The organism is Variovorax sp. P5_A3, from assembly GCF_056400665.1.
In genome coordinates this window covers 336,746-355,027 of sequence record NZ_JBFUKW010000003.1, presented here as the reverse complement: position 1 = coordinate 355,027, position 18,282 = coordinate 336,746, and the positions used below count along the sequence as shown (strand labels likewise).

Sequence of the window (18,282 nt, the reverse complement as noted above, 5' to 3'; positions counted from 1 at the left end):
AAGGAAATGAAATCATGATTCAAGCAGACATCCTCGTGAGTGGCGCTACCGGCCGTACCGGCGGCGCCGCGATTGACACATTGTTGAAGATGGACAGGCGCGTGCGGGCCTATGTGCGCGCTGATGGTGACGCTGCGCAGGCGTTGCGCGACAAGGGCGTCGAGATTGCCGTGGGCGACTTCACTGACCTCGATGCCATCCGCTCTGCGATGGAGGGAATTCGCTCCGCCTATTTCCTGCATCCCCTCAGCCCGGGCATCGTGCACGCAAGCGCATTCTTTGCGCAGGCTGCGAAGGAGGCGGGTGTCGAAGCCATCGTCAACATGTCGCAGATTTCAGCCCGGCGGGACTCGAAGAGCCATGCCGCGCAGGACCACTGGGTTGCAGAACGTGTTTTCGACTGGTCAGGCGTGGCGACGACCCACCTGCGTCCCACCTTCTTTGCCGACTGGCTCGTCTATCCTCATTTCGCGCATGAGATCTGGGCGAGGAAGCGCATTCAGTTTCCGTTTGGAGGTGGGCGTCACGCGCCCATCAGCACCGACGACCAGGGCCGCGTCATTGCACACATCCTAGCCAACCCTTCATCACACGGGGGCAAGACTTACACCCTTCATGGTCCGGTCGAGATGAATCATGACCAGATTGCCGCAGCCATGAGCGAAGTACTTGGCGCGAAGATCGAATATGCCCCACTCTCCATCGAAGAGTTCCGGCATGAGATGCAGCACACCTACAAGTTCAACCCATTCCTCGTTCAACACCTGGTCGAGGTGGCGCAGGACTATCAGAACGGAGTGTTCGCGGGAACAAACGATGCCGTCGAGGAGGTGACGGGCAAGCCGGCCCTATCCGTTGCCGACTTCATCGCGAAGAACCGGGACGCGTTTGTCTGAAGGGTTGAGTCAGTTCGGAATCCAGGAGCTTGGTATGTCCGTAGTCGATGCGCCCGCACGAATCGAGGATTGCAACTGCTTTGCCATCAAGAAGGCGGCCCGGCAGGCGGCGAGGCTGTATGACGCGCATCTGCAGCCGACTGGACTACGGATATCGCAGTTTCTGATTCTGGCCTTGCTCGAAGAGGTTAAGAGTGCGCCCATCAACACCCTTGCTGAACGCCTCGACACCGAACGGACGGCCATGGGAAAGATGGCCTCCGTTCTGGAGCGAGATGGCCTGGTTCAGATTGGACCCGCGCCAACTGATGGCCGCACGCGCTTGGTAGAGCTCACACAGGCAGGGCAACGACTCCTTCGCCAGGCCTTTCCCCTTTGGCTGCAAGCGCAGCGCCGGATGGAAGTATTGAATGGAACGCAGAGAGTAGTCGCGCTCAAGATGGAGTTGGCTAGCCTGGATATGCGCCACACATCCGTTTGCGTGAGTTGAACTGTTGAATTGGCTGGAAATCGAGCCGCAGCCGCTGGCTCACTGAAAGGAACCATCATGTCAAGAACATGGCTTATCACTGGCACCAGCAGCGGCTTCGGCCGCCAGCTCACCGAGATTCTCCTGCAACGAGGTGACCGAGTCGCGGCCACCGTTCGCAAGGAAGGCGCTCTGGACGATCTGAAGAAGGCGCACGGCGACCGACTCTGGGTGGAGATCCTCGACGTCGTGCACGCCGACGACGTTCGACGTGTCGTCGGGAAAGCGTTCTCCGACCTCAAGCGTATCGACGTTGTTGTCAGCAATGCAGGATATGCATTGCTCGGCGCGGCAGAAGAAGTTGATGACGCACAGATCGAGCGGCAGGTCGACACCAACTTGCTTGGCTCAATCCATATCGCCCGGGCCGTGATTCCGCACTTGCGCAGTCAAGGCGGCGGGCGAATCGTTCAGATTTCGTCCATGGTTGGCCAAGGCTCGTATCCGACGATGGGCGTCTACGCGGCGACCAAGTGGGGTATCGAGGGCTTCTATGAAGGAACGATTCCAGAAATCGCTGGCTTCGGAATCGAGGTAACGCTCGTCGAGCCTGGTGCCTCCCGCACAAACTTTGGGACCTCGAGCGCCGCATTCGGTAAGGCGATGGAGGTCTACGATAAGACGGCCGTCGGGGACTTCAGGCGCATGGTTGCTTCCGCAGGACTTTCCATGTTCCGCGGTGACCCGCGCAAAGTTGCTCAAGCGATTATCGATTCGACCTCACAAAGCCCTGCGCCGAGGCGACTTACATTGGGAAGTGATGCTTACGCCTTTGTCCACGAAGCTCTGACCTCGAGGCTCTCTGCCCTTGAGGCCCAGAAGGCGTTGGCGCATTCGACCGAGTTCGACGAGTGAGGGGCGGTCGCTGGGCGCTGTCGACCTTTTTCTGCGGCAGTCATATTTGTCTTCACGACATCACAAGGCCGCTTTGGAGAAAGTTCTACAGCCGCTTCGGGCTGATCTTCGAGGCCCCTTATGTGAGCTGACCGTCGATTGAGTCTACGGATCTCATTCTTGGCAGGAATGACACGCTCCAGATTATTTATGCCAGAATCGCTTCTTCGTCACGTGAAACCAGAATGAAGAAGCGAACGAAGTCCGAAAGCGCGCCCACGGGTTCTGCGCGAAAGCGGGTGGTCATCCTGGGCTTGGTGCCCGTGGATGCGCTGGACGTCATAGGTCCGGCCGAAGTTTTCGGCTTGGCCAGCAGAATGCATAAGGGAGAAACCGCGCCGTATTCGCTTGAACTGATAAGTTCAGGTTCCGATGTCCATCTGGAAAGCGAAACAGGCATTGGACTCAGGGGTCACAGGACGTTGGACGAAGAGCGGCGGGCAAGTCTGCCCATCGATACCCTCATCGTCGCCTCCGGCATGTCTTCGCCGGAGCAACTGGACCCCCGTGCTATCGATTGGATCAAGACTCGCGCCAAGAACGTGCGGCGTGTGTGCTCGATATGTGTTGGTGCATTTGCTTTGGCGGAGGCCGGACTTCTGGATGGCCGGCGAGCGACGACCCATTGGTCCGCAGCACAGCGCCTGGCGGACCGTTACCCGAAGGTGCAGGTGGAACCGAATCCGATCTGGGTGAAAGACGGCAATGTATATACGTCTGCTGGAATCTCATCGGGAATTGACCTCGCTTTGTCCCTGGTGGGAGAGGACCTGGGAAACGAGTTCGCCTTGGAACTCGCAAAGTATTTGGTGCTATTCCTCCGGCGCCCGGGAGGGCAGGCGCAGTTCAGCGTAGCGCTCCGGGCCCAGCAAGGGCKGGGCCCCACTCTTGACGGCCTACGTCATTGGATAAACGAGCACCTGAATACCGAGATGACGGTCGAAATGCTTGCTGACGTCGCAGCGACGAGCGTGAGAACACTGGTGCGGCTGTTCCAGAGAGAATTGAAGACGACCCCCGCCAAGTACGTCGAGGACGTTCGGCTCGAAGCGGTCTGCCGAGCTCTGGAACTCGGGGGACGGTCATTGGAGACGATTGCGCGCCGGTGTGGTTATCAGAGTGTGGACGTTCTGCGGAGGGCGTTTGTGCGCCGCCTCGGCGTGACCCCAAAGGAGTACGCTCAACGGTTCGCTATAGAAAGCAAGCGTGCCTGACTGACGGGTGCAACGGAACGGGTTTCGCGTCAGCTAGATCATGCGCCGGTGAATCCCATTCTCTGCGTGGCACGAAAGCGCCCCGAAGCGGCGCTCGTACCACTGGTCGTTTTCAAGATCGATGTGAGATTGCTGTAGAGCAAGCTAGCTTGCCGGCTTCGCCATGACGCTAAACCTCCGGCGGTAGTCGCTAGGAGTGAGGCCGGTCACGCGAAGGAAGATCTTCCTGAACGCGCCGGGGTCGCTGTAGCCGACCTCCCACGCGATCGACTCTACTGGCGATTTGCTGAACTGCAGCAGTTCTCGTGCTTTTCCGACACGAAGTCGTTGGCAATAGTCGATAGGCGTAAGACCGGTAGCCTTTCTGAAGCGCCTAAGAAGCGTTCTCTCCTCCAACCCTGCACATGAAGCTAGGGATGCCAGATCGGCGTCCTTCGCTCCTGTCGATTGCAACCAATGCTGGACCTTCAGCACCGCCGCGTCTCCATGCGCCAAGACTGGCGAAAATGCGCTGTAGAAGCGCTGTTCCCGCCCTGGTAGGTCGACCAACAAGTAGCGCGCCGTCTCAGCCATGATGACTGGCCCCAATAAGCGATCCACCAAGCGCAGCCCAAGGTCCACCCAAGCCATCATTCCGCCCGCAGTCATGATGTCTCCATCGTCGATGATGATCCTGTCGATGTCGAGATGCACATCGGGAAATCTCGCCCGGAACTTCTCAGCGTGAACCCAATGGGTCGTCGCCGCACGTCCGACCAGAAGTCCAGTCTCGGCCAGGACGAAGGCTCCGCCACAAACCGATGCGAGCGTTGTGCCCAAGTGGTGGCGGTCAACGAGCCAATCCACCAGAGGCTCAGCATCCTCTGCGCTGGGGGGGACCCAGGTGCTCGGTGGCAGAACGAGCACCTCTGGCGCGGAGTTCTCATCTCGCCCTCCACGGTCCTCATCGCGAATAGGCATCTTGCCTAGTGCTGGCGTCTTCCAATGGCTCACGCGCAAGAAGGTAGGCGACTCAACACAATGCTGCACCGCGAGGCGATTTGCTGCCTCGAATAGATCAGTCAAGCCATGCACAGCGGCGAGCTGGGCGCCCGGGTACCTGACGACCCCGATCTCCGCCGGCTTATGAAATGTCATGTCGGAAGTGCCCCTTGAAATGTCGATATCGCCACTGTGCATCTTGACGTCTCGGCTCGAAACTGTCCACGCTTCTTCAACAAACAATCTGGATAGCAATGACCGATCAAGCAGCAGCGGACGCCAGCGTTACTCCGGCGTGGCGGATCGCCGGCGAGTGGTTCGACGTGTGCTCCTGTAACTCCCCGTGCCCCTGCACCTATGCACAGCCTCCGACTCGCAACCACTGTGAAGTCATGTGGGCGTACAGAATCAACGAAGGTCACTACGGCGACGTCGCGATGGCCGGACTAAAGGTTGTCCTGCTTTCTGCGTTCGACGGGAATCTCTGGGATGGCGGCATGCTGGACACTGGAATCTTTTTCGACGCAGCAGCCAACGAGGAACAGCGAAAGGCACTCGTCGCCATCTTCACCGGGCAGGCTGGCGGATGGATGACTCAGTTCGTGCCGACGCATGTCCGCGACGTTCGAGGCGTTGAGTTCGCAGATATCTCGATCGAGGTCGACCATGCGCTCGAACATTGGAGCGTGAAGGTGGAAGATAAGGTTGAGGCAAGCGGCAAGCCCATGAGCGGCCCAACCTCCGATCCAACCAAGCTGCTTCAGAGCTACAACCCTCCCGGCAGCGAAGTTGGCCCAACAAGTGATCCAGTGACCTGGGGCAAGAGCGTCGTGGGCCGCTGGGACGCCTTCGGCTTCGACCAGGTCATCCCGGCCGGTCAGGCCAGCAAGCACATTCCCTTTGATTGGCACGGACCAGACGCGCAATGAATGCGAGCCCGACCGCATCAAGCGGACAACGCCGACGCGGACTGAGGGTCAACAGTTGGACGATGATCGTCGTAGCCATCGGCGTCGCATCATGGCTAGCTGTTCTGGTCTTGATGTCCGGGATGGACGAGGGCCCCGGAACACAACTTCACGAGCTTCCGATCTTCCTGTTGGGGTGGACAGTGATGCTGACTGCCATGATGCTTCCATCGGAACTGAATTACGTCGGAGCCTTCGGCGCCGTGCTTAAGGCGCGGGGAAGAAGTTCGTCGATGCGTTCCCAAGCCTTAGTCAGTTTCATGTCGGGCTATGGAATTGCCTGGATCGCCTACGGTTTGGGCGCGTACGTCCTAGATTTCGCCGTTCGAGCTATCAGCCCCGACTTCATCGCGTGGAATCGAGCCGGACCACAGTTGGCTGGTGCAATTTTGATTGGCGCGGGTTTCTATCAGCTCTCAACGCTCAAGCACTCCTGCCTGAAAGGATGCCGGTCGCCGCTTGCATTCTTCGCTCGCCACTGGCAAGAGGGAAACCTCGGCGCTGTGGCAATGGGTGCCCGACATGGACTGGTCTGCGTCGGCTGCTGTTGGGCCTTGATGGCAGTCATGTTTGCTGTCGGTGCCATGAGCCTCACTTGGATGGCTCTTCTGACGGCTTTCATGTTCGCGGAGAAAGTCTTGCCGAAAGGTCGCGCTCTCACAGTGCCGATTGCAATCTTCCTTTGGGCAATGGGCCTTTGGATCGCAGTGTCGCCGGACACCGCACCTCTACTCAAAGACCCCATGATGTTTGGCAGTGTCTGCAAAGGATTGTTCTGAAATTGAACACTGAGTTTGAGAAGCCTCTGGTGCACCTCCGTTCGGCTTCAAACGAGAATGCAAGGTGCCTTCAAGGAGTGTGCACCCCGCCCTGCCCATGCAATCCGTCAATGCGCTCCCAACCTGCGCTGGCCCCGACGGCTGATGCCGATGCCATGCTCGCGCGGGCGCGCATCACCTTCGACATCGAGGCTGCGGCCGTGCTCGGCGTCAAGCAGCGCATCGGCCCCAGCTTCGTAAAGGCCGTTCGGAAGATTCTCGAAGTGCGCGGGCGCGTGGTCGTCATGGGCATGGGCAAGAGCGGTCACGTGGCCCGCAAGATTGCCGCTACTCTCGCGTCGATGGGTACTCCAGCCATGTTCGTGCATCCGGCCGAAGCGAGCCACGGCGACCTCGGCATGATCAAGGCAGTCGATCTCGTGCTCGCCATTTCCAACAGCGGCGAAGTCGAAGAACTCAACGTCATCCTTCCGGCCGTCAAGCGGCTAGGCGTGCCGCTGATCGCCATGACCGGCGATGCGGACTCCACCCTGGCGCGTCATGCAGACATTGTCCTGGACAGCGGAGTCGAGAAGGAGGCCTGTCCTCTCAACCTCACGCCCACTGCCAGCACCGCTGCGCAGATGGCCCTCGGCGACGCGCTCGCCGTCGCGTTGCTCGACGCGCGCGGCTTCGGCACCGAAGACTTTGCCCGCTCGCACCCCAGCGGCGCGCTGGGACGCAAGCTCCTGACGCATGTGAGCGACGTCATGCGCTCCGGCGATGCGGTGCCGCGCGTCGGGCCCAACGCCAGCCTGAGCGAACTGATGCGCGAGATGAGCGCAAAGGGATTGGGCGCCACCGCCGTGGTCGATTCAGAAGGCCGTGCCATTGGCATCTTCACGGACGGCGACCTCCGCCGACAGGTCGACACGGGCGCGGACCTGCGGACCCTAAAGGCCGGCGACGTGATGCACGTCGGCCCGCACACGCTGCGCGCCGAGGCACTCGCGGCCGAGGCCGCCGAGTTGATGGAGCAGCACCGCATCGCGAGCGTACTGGTGGTCGATGCCGCCGGCGTCCTGATCGGCGCGCTCAGCGTCAACGACCTGTTGCGCGCGAAGGTTATCTGATACCTACGAAGTCAAGTAGAGACATTGCTTGGCGCCTAGGAGGGCTGATAGCGCCGGACGTGCAGATGACGACTGCCAACCCGACGTCCAGTTCGCTCGACGCGTTCCACTGCTCCGCGTCACTTGCGCGCAAGTGGAATCTGCAGATTAGTCGGACGGTTCTGCTCACTATCAAAACCGCGGCCATCCACGTTTCGGGCGCCCCAGAACAACAGCCCGTGCGCCACGTAGACCAGGTCGTACTCCATGAAATCCTTGCCTGCCGTGAGGCCGAATGGCGCAAAATCCTTGCCGAAGACGCTTTGCGCTTGGCCAACTTCCCATTTGGCATAGCCCTGGGCAGACACCTGGTTAAGCAGGTCGGCAAAGCCCCGCACCAGTGGCATAACTTCGTAGGCTTCGTCGGCGACGAAGTCCACCTTCTGCGCGCCGGAGGCAATAGGGTGATCGCCGCGCCAGTGGATGTGGCCCCTGATCAGGATCTTTGTCATTGGTACCTTGCCGTAAGGGTCCGCCGAATTGATGACGATCAGCTCGAATCGGTCGTCCGCCAAAGCCTTGAACTCGCGCTTCAAGTAAAAGGGCTTGAGTGTGCCGTCCGCGTTCTTGAGGGCGCTGGGACGAATCTCGGGAGCGAGGCTGATCCAGTCGCCGGCAATGGCCTGCTTGGTCTGTTCGAGAGTCATGGGGGATGCTCCTGGAGTGGATGAAGGGAACGCGGAGGGCATGGCACTGCAGGCGGCCAAGGCCAACGGCAGCAGCATGAGAAGCAGGGCAAGGCGGCGGCGTGACATGGTCGCGTTCCTTTAGTTCGTTGCGAGGGCCAGCGAGAACTCGGAGGCCGCCTACGCGGTCTTCTACGCGGACAAGAGCACCGACAACGCAATGCGCCAAAGACTGATGTGCACCACCTTCGAGTTGCCGGGAGAGGTCCACCTCAGCAGACGCGTAGCGAACTGAGTATGGGCGTCGTGCCTTTCATCGAGATCGCGAACAGGCTTGGCCGTACTTAATTCACAAGCGCGGTATCTGGAATCGTCGAATCCACGATCGCGCCGAGACTGGCTCGTCAAGCAGTTCACGAGAACGCAGGCGATAGACGAATCGCGCGAACCCAGGTCCACGTCATGAAACCAGCGAGCAGGACGACGGGGAGCATGGCCGCATTGAGCGCTGCCCATCCAAAGTAGTCTAGTGCGGGGCCGGCGGCCAGCGTAGCGAAAGCTGTGAACCCATTTCGCAGCAACTCACCAGCACCTTGCACTCGCCCTCGCTCGCTAGGCCGATGGGATTGCGCCAGCAGCGTTGTCCCGCCAACGAACATAAAGTTCCAGCCCACGCCCAAGAAGAGCAGCGCGGCGAAGAACGCTGGCAGCGAGGTGGAGCTCATCGCCACCAACGATGCCAGCACGTTCAAAACCATGCCGAGCGTCAGCACTCGCGAAAGTCCAATCTTCTTGATCAAGGCGCCAGCGAAGAGTGAGGGAGCGAACATGCCGAAAAGGTGCCACTGCATGATGTTCGCGCCCTCGCTGATGCTGTGGTTACAGCCAACCGCAGCGAGCGGGGCAGCCGTCATGATGAACATCATCGAAACGGACCCAACGACGCTGTTCGCCAATGCCGCAACGAAGATGGGAGTACGCGCGATCTCGCGCAATGGCCGTGGGGGCAGATGATCATCGGCCGCCGGCGCTGCATTTGGGCCGTCCGCATCGCGATACATCAAGAGCAAGAGCAGTACCGAGATCGCTCCCAACAGAGCGATCATCAGATAGGCCCCTGCAAACAGTGCTACCGGAAACAGGTCCCTACTCCATGCGGCCAATGCTGGGCCGACAATGGCAGCAATGACGCCACCCGCGAGCACGGTCGACACGGCCCTGCCCTTGTCCTCAGCCGACACCGCGTCAGCTGCCGCCAGTCGGTAGTACTGTGCAAAGGCTTGGAAGGCTCCAACCAACGACGTGCCAGCACAGAACACCCAGAAGTTCTCGTGAAAGACGGCGAATACGGAAATGAGGCCTCCCAGGGTCCCGCACGCGGCACCAAGTGCAAAGCCAGCGCGTCGCCCAATACGCTGCATCAGGAGGGACGCGAACCAAGTCACCACGGCACCAGCGACTGTGATGAGCGCAAAAGGCAGTGTGGCAAGAGCCTTATCGGGCGCGAGCTGGTGGCCAGTGATGGCCGTCAGCGTGAGGTCAATGGAAATAGCCGCAGTAAAGAGCCCTTGACACGTGGCTAGCACGCGGGCGTTCCTCCGGCCGTCGCGGGCGTCAGACATAGTCACCTCAGCAAACAGGAATTGATCGCAAGTTTTGCGCAGGTGTCACACCGACGTGTGACACATTTCAGGCTTTTACTGACACAACCGCTCCGGCACCGATTCCCTTCGAGCGCCTGACCGACCCCACACGTCAAGGTCTCGAGCGCATGCAAATCAACTGGATGTACAGCTACGAACGAGTCCTCCTTCGCATCACGTCATAGATTGGAGATACATCTGACCGCGAACGGCAATCGGATCGACCGGTCGCACCGCACGCCTAATGTTCGGCTTGTCTCATGACCCCTGTCTTTTCGAGACAAGAGAAATTGCTTGAATTGATAGAGACAGCTACGCAGAGCGCTTCAAGGCGAGTTGAAGGACTGTGCGAGCCTGGATTTTCGACCTCGACGGCCATGGCGCTCCGCGGCGGTGCGATGCACGACCAACGTTGGTGCGGACAAAATCGTCTCCAGCTCCTACCTCTGCGAACTGGTCGCGCAGCCGCTCGGTAAGGTGTATGGCGAGGAGCCGTGAAGGCTGCGACGCTCGACGACGATAGCTGGGTGAAGCCGGAGATCCAGATTTTTTCTGACACGGAAAAGCACTATTGCACACCGAACGACGAGCTCAAGAAGTGGCCGCGAAATCCGGCCTTCTAGTCATAGACGTCGTCCTGCGCGACTCCGTTGAAGGTTGGCAGAACGCGAAGAGACACTTGCCTGCGTCCACACCCGGTCGGGAGTGCTCCCGCCCTCGACATCAATCACCTAAGCTGCTAGCCATTGACCGCTCGCATGCGGGCCACGCCCACGCCCTGATATCAGCGGCTGACCGGCGTCACCTTGCGCGACCGCTTGTACGTCGAACGGCACAGCACATACGTCACTCGGAAATTGCCTGGGCGACCGCGTAAAGTGTTGCCGCTTCGGGGTGCCGCCCCGGCCGCTCGGCGCAGCGGCCTGGTTTGGCGCGGCAACGTGAGGTCCCGCGATTCTCAGACTTGGCTTCGAGAGTTGCGACCCACTGCAAGCACGAGATGGCCGATAGCGAGAAGTGCGAGCTTCATCAAGCTCTCAGCGTCCCCCCAGAGACAGCCGGAAACCAAAAACCGACAACTCCCCCTGTAGGAAATCTAGGTCGGGGGACCTTGCGAAACCAAGCCGCTCGTACATCCCCCATGCGGTCTGCATCGCTTTGGTGGTGTGCAGGATGACTTCGCTATGCTCTTGCTCACGAGCTGCAGCAATACAGGCAATCGCGAGCGCCTTGCCGATTCCCATGTTCTGGCACTTGGGATGAACACCAAGGAGGCGGATGCCCGAGGCCTGTTTGACGTCCACTGCGATAGCGGGGCCGTACTGACTCATATCTCCAAAGTAGACAACTCCTCCAGCGAGTTCCCCGGACGCCAAGAGTGCGACGAGCACCCTTGCGCCGGGCTTTTTCGTGAACTCGCCAATGCCCTTCAGCATTTCATAGTAGGCGGGCTGTTCGAGAGGCGTTGGAAAGTTAACGAGTGTCGAATAGACATCGACGAGAAGTTCCCCAAGCGCCACAAACTCCTCAGGCTTAATGTCTCGGACAAAGACTTGCGTTTCCATGTGGATCCTCTTTGGTGTCGGACTTTCAATGGGAAAAATCGCTCGTTGCGGCGGCGTCATCGATGAAGTCGTTGGCGCCGATGTCACTCACCGATGGTATATGTTCGTGCTGTCAGGTGCCACTCGAATCTCGTCTTTGCATCCCCATTCAAAAGTGACGTGCAGCTCGCGTCTTGGCCGGAATCGGTCTCCATTCCCGCATGCGGCGAGCCATGGCTAATCGATCTGTGCTCCAGTTCGGGCCAACCCGCCAAGAGCGTTGGTTGATTGCGAAAGGGGCGCCCCAGCGGAATGTGAACTCTGCTTAACAGAGTAGCGCCCATCAGTTCATGTCGGGTTCGGGCTGGGGATATCCCGCACCACTTCGACCAGTTCACCACTATCGATGTTGTAGAAAAAGCCATAGAGATTCAAGTGCTTCGGAACGCCCGTGTTAGAACGCAAAAGAGCCACGTCGTACTTAAGCGACTTCTCGTAGTCAGCGATGCTGAGACTTTCTCGGTCGTATGCCGAGGAGATGTCAACACCTTCTTCCTTTTTAAATGCCTCAATGAGGCCTTCGGGCGTGAACGACGTCGCGCCACAGAATGAATGGTGTACTACAACGACGTTCTTGAAGTTGAATAGGTACTGCATCGTCGATATCGACTGCAGGGCTCCGATAGCGCGGCCGCCAGCATTTGCTACGGCAAACAACGTTGTCGTCGCACCAACCTTGTTGCCAGACTCGTCAAGAATGACCTCTCCTGGGTAAATCTCATCTCCAAAATGCTCGGCTACGGCTTTTGGAATCCCACTCACTCGCGGATCGATGCAATAGACCACCAGTGTCTTCATCGGGACAAACGTAGGAAACAACGAGCGCAATGATGCTTCGTCGAGTCCGGGGAGATTCAAAAATCTAAATTTCGCGAAATCGCACATGTTCTACTCCAGTCATGTTCGTTGATGACGCTGCGACCAACGCTCGGAGGATCGCGAACCACAACTGAATTCTGGCCGCCGTCCTTCTCTTGGCAGGCAGCTCGTCGGAGAGAATAGCCCCCGGGAGTGAGGCAGTAATGACAGAACGCGGTTGATTTCTGCCATGCGGGGAATCTGCACGATCTCAGCGCGCGGCGCGTTCCTTGAGCATTCTTGACAGAGAGATGGTCGCCCCGGGTTGGCTGGTTTCTGGGCCAAGTAACGAAATCGCTGTCCGTGTGCGCGTTGTGTTCATGCGCATGTCAATGTGGTGCTCGGACTCCGAATTTGTTCTTGACGGTACCTTTGAGCGAAGCGCGGTCTACAGCAAAGGCACCGGACTCGGCGAATCGGACCGCCGAATTGATATGGTGCTCCTCACCAAGGATTGGCTTATTGATCAACGGAGCGCCGGCTGAACGCGTGCAGCCCACGTTGCACCGCGGGTCGTGCCAAGACTCGCTGATACCACTCATGCAACTGCGGGACGTTCGGCAAATCCATTCGTTCCCGGAACGCCCAGATGATGGTAAACGCCGCGATGTCAGCGATCGAAAACTTGTCGCCCGCCATGTAATCAGACGCGGCGAGAAATCGCTCGGCTTGAGTGGCGCGATCGATGACGTGGTCATAAAGGACATCGCCTCCAGGAATTTCTCGGCTCTTGAGAAAGAAGCCTGTCGCGCTGAAACCAATCACGTCCGTCAAAAAGTAGAAGAATCTCTCCAAGACCGCGAAATACGCAGTGCTCCCAGCTTCAGGCAGCAGGTCACCGTTGCTGCGCGCAGCCGCGTAGAACATGATGGCGTTGGATTGCGGAAGAATCAGACGCGCTTGGTCAGACGTCTCGATAAGAACTGGCACCTGAGCCGCCGGATTTAAGGCAAGAAATTCTGGGGTTCTTTGCTCTCCTCCTCGTAGATCCACGCGCCGGACCGAATAGGCGACGCCAGCCTCCTCAAGCGCGATAGCCGCTCTGAGGGAGTTTCCCGTGTGCGCTCCCCAGAGTTCCACGTTGATGTTCATTCGTGCTCCTGGCGCCTACGTGCTTAGGCGAGAACGTGCCTCGGAGAGGATCTGACTTGCAAGCTTCGGGTCGTCCACCATGCGAGCCATGGTCAGTGCGCCAATCATAGACGTGGCCACCCCGAGCGCGTGTGACCAAGCGTCCTTGTCGCCCTCGGCCAAGCCCGGACCAGCGTGGGCATGTGCTCGCCGCGCTCGGTCGTCAATGCCTTCTATGAGCACGTCAACCAGGATGGTGAGGATGTGGTGCTCGAGTTCAGGCCGCGGCCGCAGCAGGACATGCTGGTCGCATGCCTCTGGTCCGCATGGTCGGCGCCCGGCGAGCCCGATCTGCTCTCCGCCATTACCGATGAACCTCCGGTGGAGATTGCGGCGGTGGGCCACGACCGCTGCATCATCCCGATCAAGCCGGAGAACGTCGATGCTTGGCTGAAGCCGGATCGCGCGAACCTCCAGGCCTCGCACGCGATCCTCGAGGACCGCCAGCGGCCGTATTACGAGCACAGGGGCGGCGTAGAGCTATGCGCAGCCGCCGTTTTGCCAACGGCAACTTTAGACTGGCCAGACTCCTAGGGATGGTCTGCAAAACAGGCCCGTCCCTTGCATGATCTGAACCCATGATTGCGAAACGCGTGACTCCCCCGAATCAGTTGGGCCTCGGTCTGAACCTGTCGACGAAGAAGACGCGCAAGCGCGAGTTTCTCGATGAGATGGATCGGGTAGTGCCCTGGGGCGCGCTGGTGCAGATCGTCGAGCCTCACAGCCCTCGGGCCAAGACTGGCCGGCCGCCTTTTGCGATCGAGACGATGCTTCGTATTCATTACTTGCAGCAATGGTTCGGGCTGAGCGACCCGGCCATGGAAGAGGCACTGCACGATGTGCCGCTGTACCGGGAGTTCGCTGGCCTGGGCGACGGCGTGAGCCGCTTGCCTGATGAGACCACCATCCTGCGGTTTCGCCATCTGCTGGAGGCTCACGACCTGGCCGTCGACATGCTGCGGTTGGTCAACGACATCCTTCAGGCCAAGGGCCTGATGCTGCGCGCGGGCACTGCGGTGGACGCCACGCTGATCGCGGCACCGACGTCGACCAAGAACGCCGAGGGCGAGCGCGACCCGGAAATGCATCAGGTCAAGAAGGGCAACCAGTGGTACTTCGGCATGAAATGTGGTCGACCACATTTCATCCCCAATGTGGCGTTGATTCATATGTGGTGCCCGGGGGCCTTTCCCTGCGAGCGATCGTCGGGGTCGCCACATAAATCTCGGGGTCGCAACGACCTGCGGATGACCAAGCCAGGACGCGCGGATTCCGATAAGCGGAATCGAACACGCTGGAGTCTCCTTTGTGAACTTGGAGGGAGCCGACACGTTCCGGTGAAATTTATGTGGCGCTCAAGGCCCGGCCTCCCCAGCGCAACACAGCCGGGCGCCACATATGGAGCAGCGCCACATTAGGCATGAAAGCTCACATCGGCGTGGATGCCGCGTCGGGGCTGGTGCATACGGTGGTCGGTACCGCAGCGAACGTCAGCGACATCAACGTCGCTGGAGCATTGCTGCATGGCGAGGAGCATGCAGCCTTCGGGGACTCGGGTTACCAGGGCGTGCACAAGCGAGCGGAGGCGGCAGGGCCGACCTGGCATGTGGCGATGCGCCCAGGCAAGCGCAGGCTGCTCAATCCGTTCATCGAGCCTGAATTCTTGGCCGAGCGTGTGGAGAAGATGAAGGCCAGCATCAGAGCCAAGGTCGAGCACCCGTTTCGGGTGATCAAGCAGCAGTTCGCGTTCACGAAAGTTCGCTATCGCGGCTTGGCGAAGAACACGGCGCAGGTCGTCACGCTGTTTGCTCTGTCGAATCTGTGGATGGTGCGTCGAAAGTTGATGGAGGCCAAGGGATGAGTGCGTCTGCAAGGCCCGAATCGGGCTCGCCAACGCCGCGCAATGGCTGCGGCGCGCCGCAAATCGATGCCCAGCGTGCTCGATCGACCCGTCTGCCTGTGTCGACATCACTTTATCCATTCAACCGCAATTGCAGATCGTGTTCTGCAGACCATCCCTAGTGGCTTAACCATAGGAATGGTGCAAGTAATGCAACGATGACAGGCTCATCAACCGACAATGCTTGCGCTGCATATTGTTGTTCCTGTTTGGCTGCACTCAGCTTCTTTTCAGATGCAGCCGCAGGGAGAATTTTGTTGGATAGCTACAGAATGTCTGCGAAGTGTGGCAAATCATTCCACTCCATCATCTTGGAGGCCTGAAAAGCCGCGTCAAACCTGGACTTCGATGAAAACCCGTGGCGCTTTACCGTCAGTTTTACCGTTTAATCCATTGCTCGAAAGAGGATTTGCGACCGCTTGTGATCGAGCACTCTTTGTCACGCTGCAACATCCACACGCAGATGGCATGAGCACGTGAGATTGGCGGCGGCGGCTGGCGTGCAAGACGGACCGGAAACGGCCAACTTGCTCGCGCCATGACCCCACTCACGCCTACGAGGCCGATGTGGTTGCTGCTCAAGGGTTCGGCAGCCACTGGCTGAATAAGTGGCACTTGCTACATCAGCTCGAACGGCGAGAGCACGCCCGCGAGGTACTCCTCACGCCCGTCTTCCACGACCAGCCAAAGGGTCGGGCCGTCGATAGCCTTCGCGCCCTTCAGCACTTCGTCAATGGTGGTTTGCGCCTTGAGCAGCCGATCCTGCGTTACCAGGACCAGTGCCAGGCCTGGCGTATGGCCGGCAGCCTCTTCTATCGTCATTCCCAGCCGCGTCCTCCGGGCTGCCTGACTGCTGTTCAGGAACTGGGCCAATGCCAGCTCGGACAGCAGATGCCACGCCTGTCGATGCCGCACCGGGAGAAAGGAGAAAGAGTGCATGAGCATGAGCTGCCGCGCATGGGCAACAGGTTGCCAGGGTTCCACCGTGATTGGCGACTTGACCATGACGTAGCCCACCGTGGGCTTCACATCCACCATCAACGCGTCCTCCAGACCGATGCACAGCTCAATGGCCGCCACCGTCGCATGACGCGCATAGGCGCCCAGATGCATGTTGTCATTGCGAGCCTTTCGTACCGTGTCGTAGAGCGCCTCGAAAGACTTGAATCCCGACGGGTGCGTTTTCACTAGTTCAGTCAGCATGGGTGACAGCCGCGCATAGAAGGCAATTCTGTCCTCGTACTGGCCGAGGTCGCCCTGTTGGCCCAACAAGCGCAAGCCAAGCGCCTCCAGCGCGAAGCATATCTGCTCAAAGCCCTCAGCATCTGCCAAGGCAGCGTACCGGGCAGACCTGAACTCATCGCGGTAGTGACGCCGCTCGAGATCGATGAGCGGCCGTAGGGGCGGGAGATCCTTGCGGCTCATCTGCGGTAGTCCTCTTCTCGCGGCAATGCTTTGATCGTCTCCGGCATCGTACGCGACCGCCCTGCCGGGAATCGACGGGGCGGGCATCTGAAGTCGGCACGCAAAACGCCACAATCTACCTACTTCAGGCTCACCCTAGCACCGCAGAACACGCTTTCCGATGTGCAGCGCATTGGTCTTGGCCTGCGCCAACTGGCCGTCATGCGGATGTACATGGACGATAGGGCCTCCAGCGCATCGGCGATGACGCCCAAGTGCCGGTCGACGACCTGAACAGGAATATGGCCGGCTATCCGAGATTCGACAGCTGTCTCCGGCAGCTTCGCGCGGGCTGGCCGAGAAGTTCGCGTCACAATTTGACAAGACAATTCCTGGAAAAGGCAATGAAGCGCAGCGAGCTGTATGAAAGAGTTTGGGCAACACCTATGACCAAACTGGCAGCGGAGTTGGGAATCTCCGACGTGGGCTTGGCCAAAGCCTGCCGCCGCCATGCGGTGCCCGCGCCACCGAGAGGCTACTGGGCCAAACTCAAGGCGGGTCAAAAGCCGTTGCAAACGCCGCTGCCCACCCCTGAGTTGGACGTCGTCGTGTACTTCGCGACCAGCGATCCCGAAGAGCGGGAGCGGCAGCAGGCGATCGAGCGTCGTCGCACTGAGACGCTGCAGGCCGTGGCAACAACAGCCGCGAACCGGCCACCGATCGAGTTCGCCGCGGATCTGGAGGGCGCCCACAGCTTGGTCAAGGCCACCCAGCGTTATTGTGAGCGTGTACCCGCGCTGGTCGAGCGATACAAAAGAAGAGGCATTGCAGGATGGCACACGGAAAAACCCCAGGATAGGCCGCCTCCCGAGCAGCATGGACGGTACAACCTGATATCCCGTGGATACCTGGATATCAATGCGTCTCTTGCCGCCATGGACTGGGTCCTGCGATTCCATGCGACGGTCCTGCGTGGCTTGAAGGACGGCGGCATGGTGATCGAGCGAAGGGAAGCCACCGAAGACCGGCGAGGTCAGCAATCGAAAGGACCAGCTATAGAGATGCGATTCAAAGGCGAGACGTTCACCATCAGTTTTACCGAGGGGTACCGGCGCATTCGCCTGGACTCGGCTGAGCTTGCGAAGAAGAGGAAGGAATCGTCCTGGGCCAGCGAATACGAGACAAAACCGTCCGGCAACTTCACTTTCAGCATTCAGGGAACCGAATACCAAGGCAGCAAGTCATGGCAAGGCACGCAAGAAAAATTGCAGCGATTGGTCGACGAAATCGTCCGCACTGCCTTCCAGTTGGCGTCGCTTCAACCTCAATTGCGCCAAGAGCGCCAGGACCGCGAATCCAGCGCTCAGCGCGCCTCGGAATTGCGCGCGCAGGAACAACGGTGCTGTGACGCGCGAGCGGAGCAGTTGAAGCAGGCATTTCTGATGATGGAGGCAGATGCTCGCGTGCGGCAATTAAAAACTTTCCTCGACCAGTTGGAACAGGCCTCCGCCGATCTGCTGCCACCATTCGACGAACGTGCGAAGGTGTGGGTGAGTGTTGTCCGGGCCGAACTCGCTGCTCGAAGCCCCTCCGACGAAATCCTCCACCGCTGTCTGTCCGTCCCGTCCTGGGCAACCTGGCCGCCGGCTTGGTGGCCCACAGAGGCTCCTCACAAACCTTATAGCGGCGAGCAGACCTAACCTC

Annotated in this window: 17 protein-coding genes and 3 pseudogenes; 13 read left to right on the top strand and 7 right to left on the bottom strand. The window is 59.5% G+C overall.

What is annotated here, in order from left to right; all coding sequences use genetic code 11:
* The first annotated feature begins 14 nt into the window (after positions 1-14).
* The 4 genes from AC1D3B_RS07040 to AC1D3B_RS07025 all read left to right on the top strand — a co-directional run bounded on the left by AC1D3B_RS07040 (position 15) and on the right by AC1D3B_RS07025 (position 3,533).
* Complete coding sequence (locus AC1D3B_RS07040) at positions 15-896, top strand: NmrA family NAD(P)-binding protein (RefSeq protein ID WP_062365167.1); 882 nt, start codon at positions 15-17, stop codon at positions 894-896.
* A gap of 34 nt (positions 897-930) precedes the next feature.
* Complete coding sequence (locus tag AC1D3B_RS07035; protein ID WP_478189934.1) at positions 931-1,386, top strand: MarR family winged helix-turn-helix transcriptional regulator; 456 nt, start codon at positions 931-933, stop codon at positions 1,384-1,386.
* Between the two features lie 57 nt (positions 1,387-1,443).
* Positions 1,444-2,280, top strand: a complete 837-nt coding sequence (locus AC1D3B_RS07030; protein WP_478189933.1) for an SDR family oxidoreductase — start codon at positions 1,444-1,446, stop codon at positions 2,278-2,280.
* Between the two features lie 224 nt (positions 2,281-2,504).
* Positions 2,505-3,533, top strand: a complete 1,029-nt coding sequence (locus AC1D3B_RS07025) for a GlxA family transcriptional regulator (RefSeq protein ID WP_478189932.1) — start codon at positions 2,505-2,507, stop codon at positions 3,531-3,533.
* A 144-nt stretch (positions 3,534-3,677) separates the two neighbouring features.
* Here AC1D3B_RS07025 and AC1D3B_RS07020 read toward each other — a convergent pair whose 3' ends face one another.
* Positions 3,678-4,493, bottom strand: a complete 816-nt coding sequence (locus AC1D3B_RS07020) for a GlxA family transcriptional regulator (RefSeq protein ID WP_478190013.1) — start codon at positions 4,491-4,493, stop codon at positions 3,678-3,680.
* A gap of 275 nt (positions 4,494-4,768) precedes the next feature.
* On the opposite strand from AC1D3B_RS07020, the gene AC1D3B_RS07015 reads away from it, so the two are divergent.
* From AC1D3B_RS07015 to AC1D3B_RS07005, 3 genes are all read left to right on the top strand, one after another.
* Positions 4,769-5,443 (top strand): DUF1326 domain-containing protein, encoded by a 675-nt coding sequence (locus tag AC1D3B_RS07015; RefSeq protein ID WP_478189931.1) that lies wholly within the window; start codon positions 4,769-4,771, stop codon positions 5,441-5,443.
* Positions 5,444-5,505: 62 nt separating this feature from the next.
* Complete coding sequence (locus AC1D3B_RS07010; protein ID WP_478189930.1) at positions 5,506-6,261, top strand: DUF2182 domain-containing protein; 756 nt, start codon at positions 5,506-5,508, stop codon at positions 6,259-6,261.
* 110 nt (positions 6,262-6,371) lie between these two features.
* A complete protein-coding gene (locus AC1D3B_RS07005) occupies positions 6,372-7,373 on the top strand; it encodes a KpsF/GutQ family sugar-phosphate isomerase (RefSeq protein WP_478189929.1) in 1,002 nt (333 codons plus the stop codon).
* 119 nt (positions 7,374-7,492) lie between these two features.
* On the opposite strand, the gene AC1D3B_RS07000 is transcribed toward AC1D3B_RS07005, so the two are convergent.
* Positions 7,493-8,059: a hypothetical protein gene (locus AC1D3B_RS07000; RefSeq protein ID WP_478189928.1), complete on the bottom strand. Its 567-nt coding sequence runs from the start codon at positions 8,057-8,059 to the stop codon at positions 7,493-7,495.
* A 392-nt stretch (positions 8,060-8,451) separates the two neighbouring features.
* Positions 8,452-9,660, bottom strand: coding sequence for an MFS transporter (locus tag AC1D3B_RS06995; RefSeq protein ID WP_478189927.1), 1,209 nt, complete (start codon positions 9,658-9,660; stop codon positions 8,452-8,454).
* Positions 9,661-10,175: 515 nt separating this feature from the next.
* On the opposite strand from AC1D3B_RS06995, the gene AC1D3B_RS06990 reads away from it, so the two are divergent.
* On the top strand, positions 10,176-10,304 hold the full coding sequence (locus AC1D3B_RS06990) for a hypothetical protein (RefSeq protein ID WP_478189926.1): 129 nt from the start codon (positions 10,176-10,178) through the stop codon (positions 10,302-10,304).
* Between the two features lie 414 nt (positions 10,305-10,718).
* On the opposite strand, the gene AC1D3B_RS06985 is transcribed toward AC1D3B_RS06990, so the two are convergent.
* Both AC1D3B_RS06985 and AC1D3B_RS06980 read right to left on the bottom strand, forming a co-directional pair.
* Positions 10,719-11,246: a GNAT family N-acetyltransferase gene (locus AC1D3B_RS06985; protein WP_478189925.1), complete on the bottom strand. Its 528-nt coding sequence runs from the start codon at positions 11,244-11,246 to the stop codon at positions 10,719-10,721.
* A 327-nt stretch (positions 11,247-11,573) separates the two neighbouring features.
* Positions 11,574-12,170, bottom strand: a complete 597-nt coding sequence (locus AC1D3B_RS06980; protein ID WP_478189924.1) for a carbonic anhydrase — start codon at positions 12,168-12,170, stop codon at positions 11,574-11,576.
* Between the two features lie 203 nt (positions 12,171-12,373).
* Between AC1D3B_RS06980 and AC1D3B_RS06975 the strand changes: the two genes are divergently transcribed.
* On the top strand, positions 12,374-12,628 hold the full coding sequence (locus AC1D3B_RS06975; protein ID WP_478189923.1) for a hypothetical protein: 255 nt from the start codon (positions 12,374-12,376) through the stop codon (positions 12,626-12,628).
* On the opposite strand, the gene AC1D3B_RS06970 is transcribed toward AC1D3B_RS06975, so the two are convergent.
* Positions 12,603-13,235 (bottom strand): glutathione S-transferase family protein, encoded by a 633-nt coding sequence (locus AC1D3B_RS06970; RefSeq protein ID WP_478189922.1) that lies wholly within the window; start codon positions 13,233-13,235, stop codon positions 12,603-12,605. The two genes, AC1D3B_RS06975 and AC1D3B_RS06970, sit on opposite strands and share 26 nt — an antisense overlap.
* 198 nt (positions 13,236-13,433) lie before the next feature.
* Here AC1D3B_RS06970 and AC1D3B_RS06965 point away from each other — a divergent pair.
* From AC1D3B_RS06965 to AC1D3B_RS06955, 3 pseudogenes are all read left to right on the top strand, one after another.
* Positions 13,434-13,808: pseudogene (locus AC1D3B_RS06965) on the top strand (SOS response-associated peptidase family protein); the annotation flags it as partial.
* 44 nt (positions 13,809-13,852) lie between these two features.
* A pseudogene (locus AC1D3B_RS06960) lies at positions 13,853-14,401 on the top strand (IS5 family transposase); the annotation flags it as partial.
* Positions 14,402-14,691: 290 nt separating this feature from the next.
* A pseudogene (locus tag AC1D3B_RS06955) lies at positions 14,692-15,135 on the top strand (IS5 family transposase); the annotation flags it as partial.
* A 657-nt stretch (positions 15,136-15,792) separates the two neighbouring features.
* Here the strand turns inward: AC1D3B_RS06955 and AC1D3B_RS06950 are convergent.
* On the bottom strand, positions 15,793-16,599 hold the full coding sequence (locus AC1D3B_RS06950) for a hypothetical protein (RefSeq protein ID WP_478189921.1): 807 nt from the start codon (positions 16,597-16,599) through the stop codon (positions 15,793-15,795).
* A gap of 383 nt (positions 16,600-16,982) precedes the next feature.
* On the opposite strand from AC1D3B_RS06950, the gene AC1D3B_RS06945 reads away from it, so the two are divergent.
* Positions 16,983-18,278 carry a hypothetical protein gene (locus tag AC1D3B_RS06945; protein WP_478189920.1) on the top strand — a complete coding sequence of 432 codons (1,296 nt, stop codon included), beginning with the start codon at positions 16,983-16,985 and terminating at the stop codon, positions 18,276-18,278.
* The last annotated feature ends 4 nt before the right edge of the window (positions 18,279-18,282 follow it).

What these genes read in the sequence shown, in the direction of transcription:
- AC1D3B_RS07040 (WP_062365167.1), top strand. Translation starts at nt 15, where the DNA reads ATGATTCAAGCAGACATCCTCGTGAGTGGCGCTACCGGCCGTACCGGC.
- AC1D3B_RS07035 (WP_478189934.1), top strand. Translation starts at nt 931, where the DNA reads ATGTCCGTAGTCGATGCGCCCGCACGAATCGAGGATTGCAACTGCTTT.
- AC1D3B_RS07030 (WP_478189933.1), top strand. Translation starts at nt 1,444, where the DNA reads ATGTCAAGAACATGGCTTATCACTGGCACCAGCAGCGGCTTCGGCCGC.
- AC1D3B_RS07020 (WP_478190013.1), bottom strand. Translation starts at nt 4,493, where the DNA reads ATGCCTATTCGCGATGAGGACCGTGGAGGGCGAGATGAGAACTCCGCG.
- AC1D3B_RS07015 (WP_478189931.1), top strand. Translation starts at nt 4,769, where the DNA reads ATGACCGATCAAGCAGCAGCGGACGCCAGCGTTACTCCGGCGTGGCGG.
- AC1D3B_RS07010 (WP_478189930.1), top strand. Translation starts at nt 5,506, where the DNA reads ATGATCGTCGTAGCCATCGGCGTCGCATCATGGCTAGCTGTTCTGGTC.
- AC1D3B_RS07005 (WP_478189929.1), top strand. Translation starts at nt 6,372, where the DNA reads ATGCGCTCCCAACCTGCGCTGGCCCCGACGGCTGATGCCGATGCCATG.
- AC1D3B_RS07000 (WP_478189928.1), bottom strand. Translation starts at nt 8,059, where the DNA reads ATGACTCTCGAACAGACCAAGCAGGCCATTGCCGGCGACTGGATCAGC.
- AC1D3B_RS06995 (WP_478189927.1), bottom strand. Translation starts at nt 9,660, where the DNA reads ATGTCTGACGCCCGCGACGGCCGGAGGAACGCCCGCGTGCTAGCCACG.
- AC1D3B_RS06985 (WP_478189925.1), bottom strand. Translation starts at nt 11,246, where the DNA reads ATGGAAACGCAAGTCTTTGTCCGAGACATTAAGCCTGAGGAGTTTGTG.
- AC1D3B_RS06980 (WP_478189924.1), bottom strand. Translation starts at nt 12,170, where the DNA reads ATGTGCGATTTCGCGAAATTTAGATTTTTGAATCTCCCCGGACTCGAC.
- AC1D3B_RS06970 (WP_478189922.1), bottom strand. Translation starts at nt 13,235, where the DNA reads ATGAACATCAACGTGGAACTCTGGGGAGCGCACACGGGAAACTCCCTC.
- AC1D3B_RS06950 (WP_478189921.1), bottom strand. Translation starts at nt 16,599, where the DNA reads ATGAGCCGCAAGGATCTCCCGCCCCTACGGCCGCTCATCGATCTCGAG.
- AC1D3B_RS06945 (WP_478189920.1), top strand. Translation starts at nt 16,983, where the DNA reads ATGAAGCGCAGCGAGCTGTATGAAAGAGTTTGGGCAACACCTATGACC.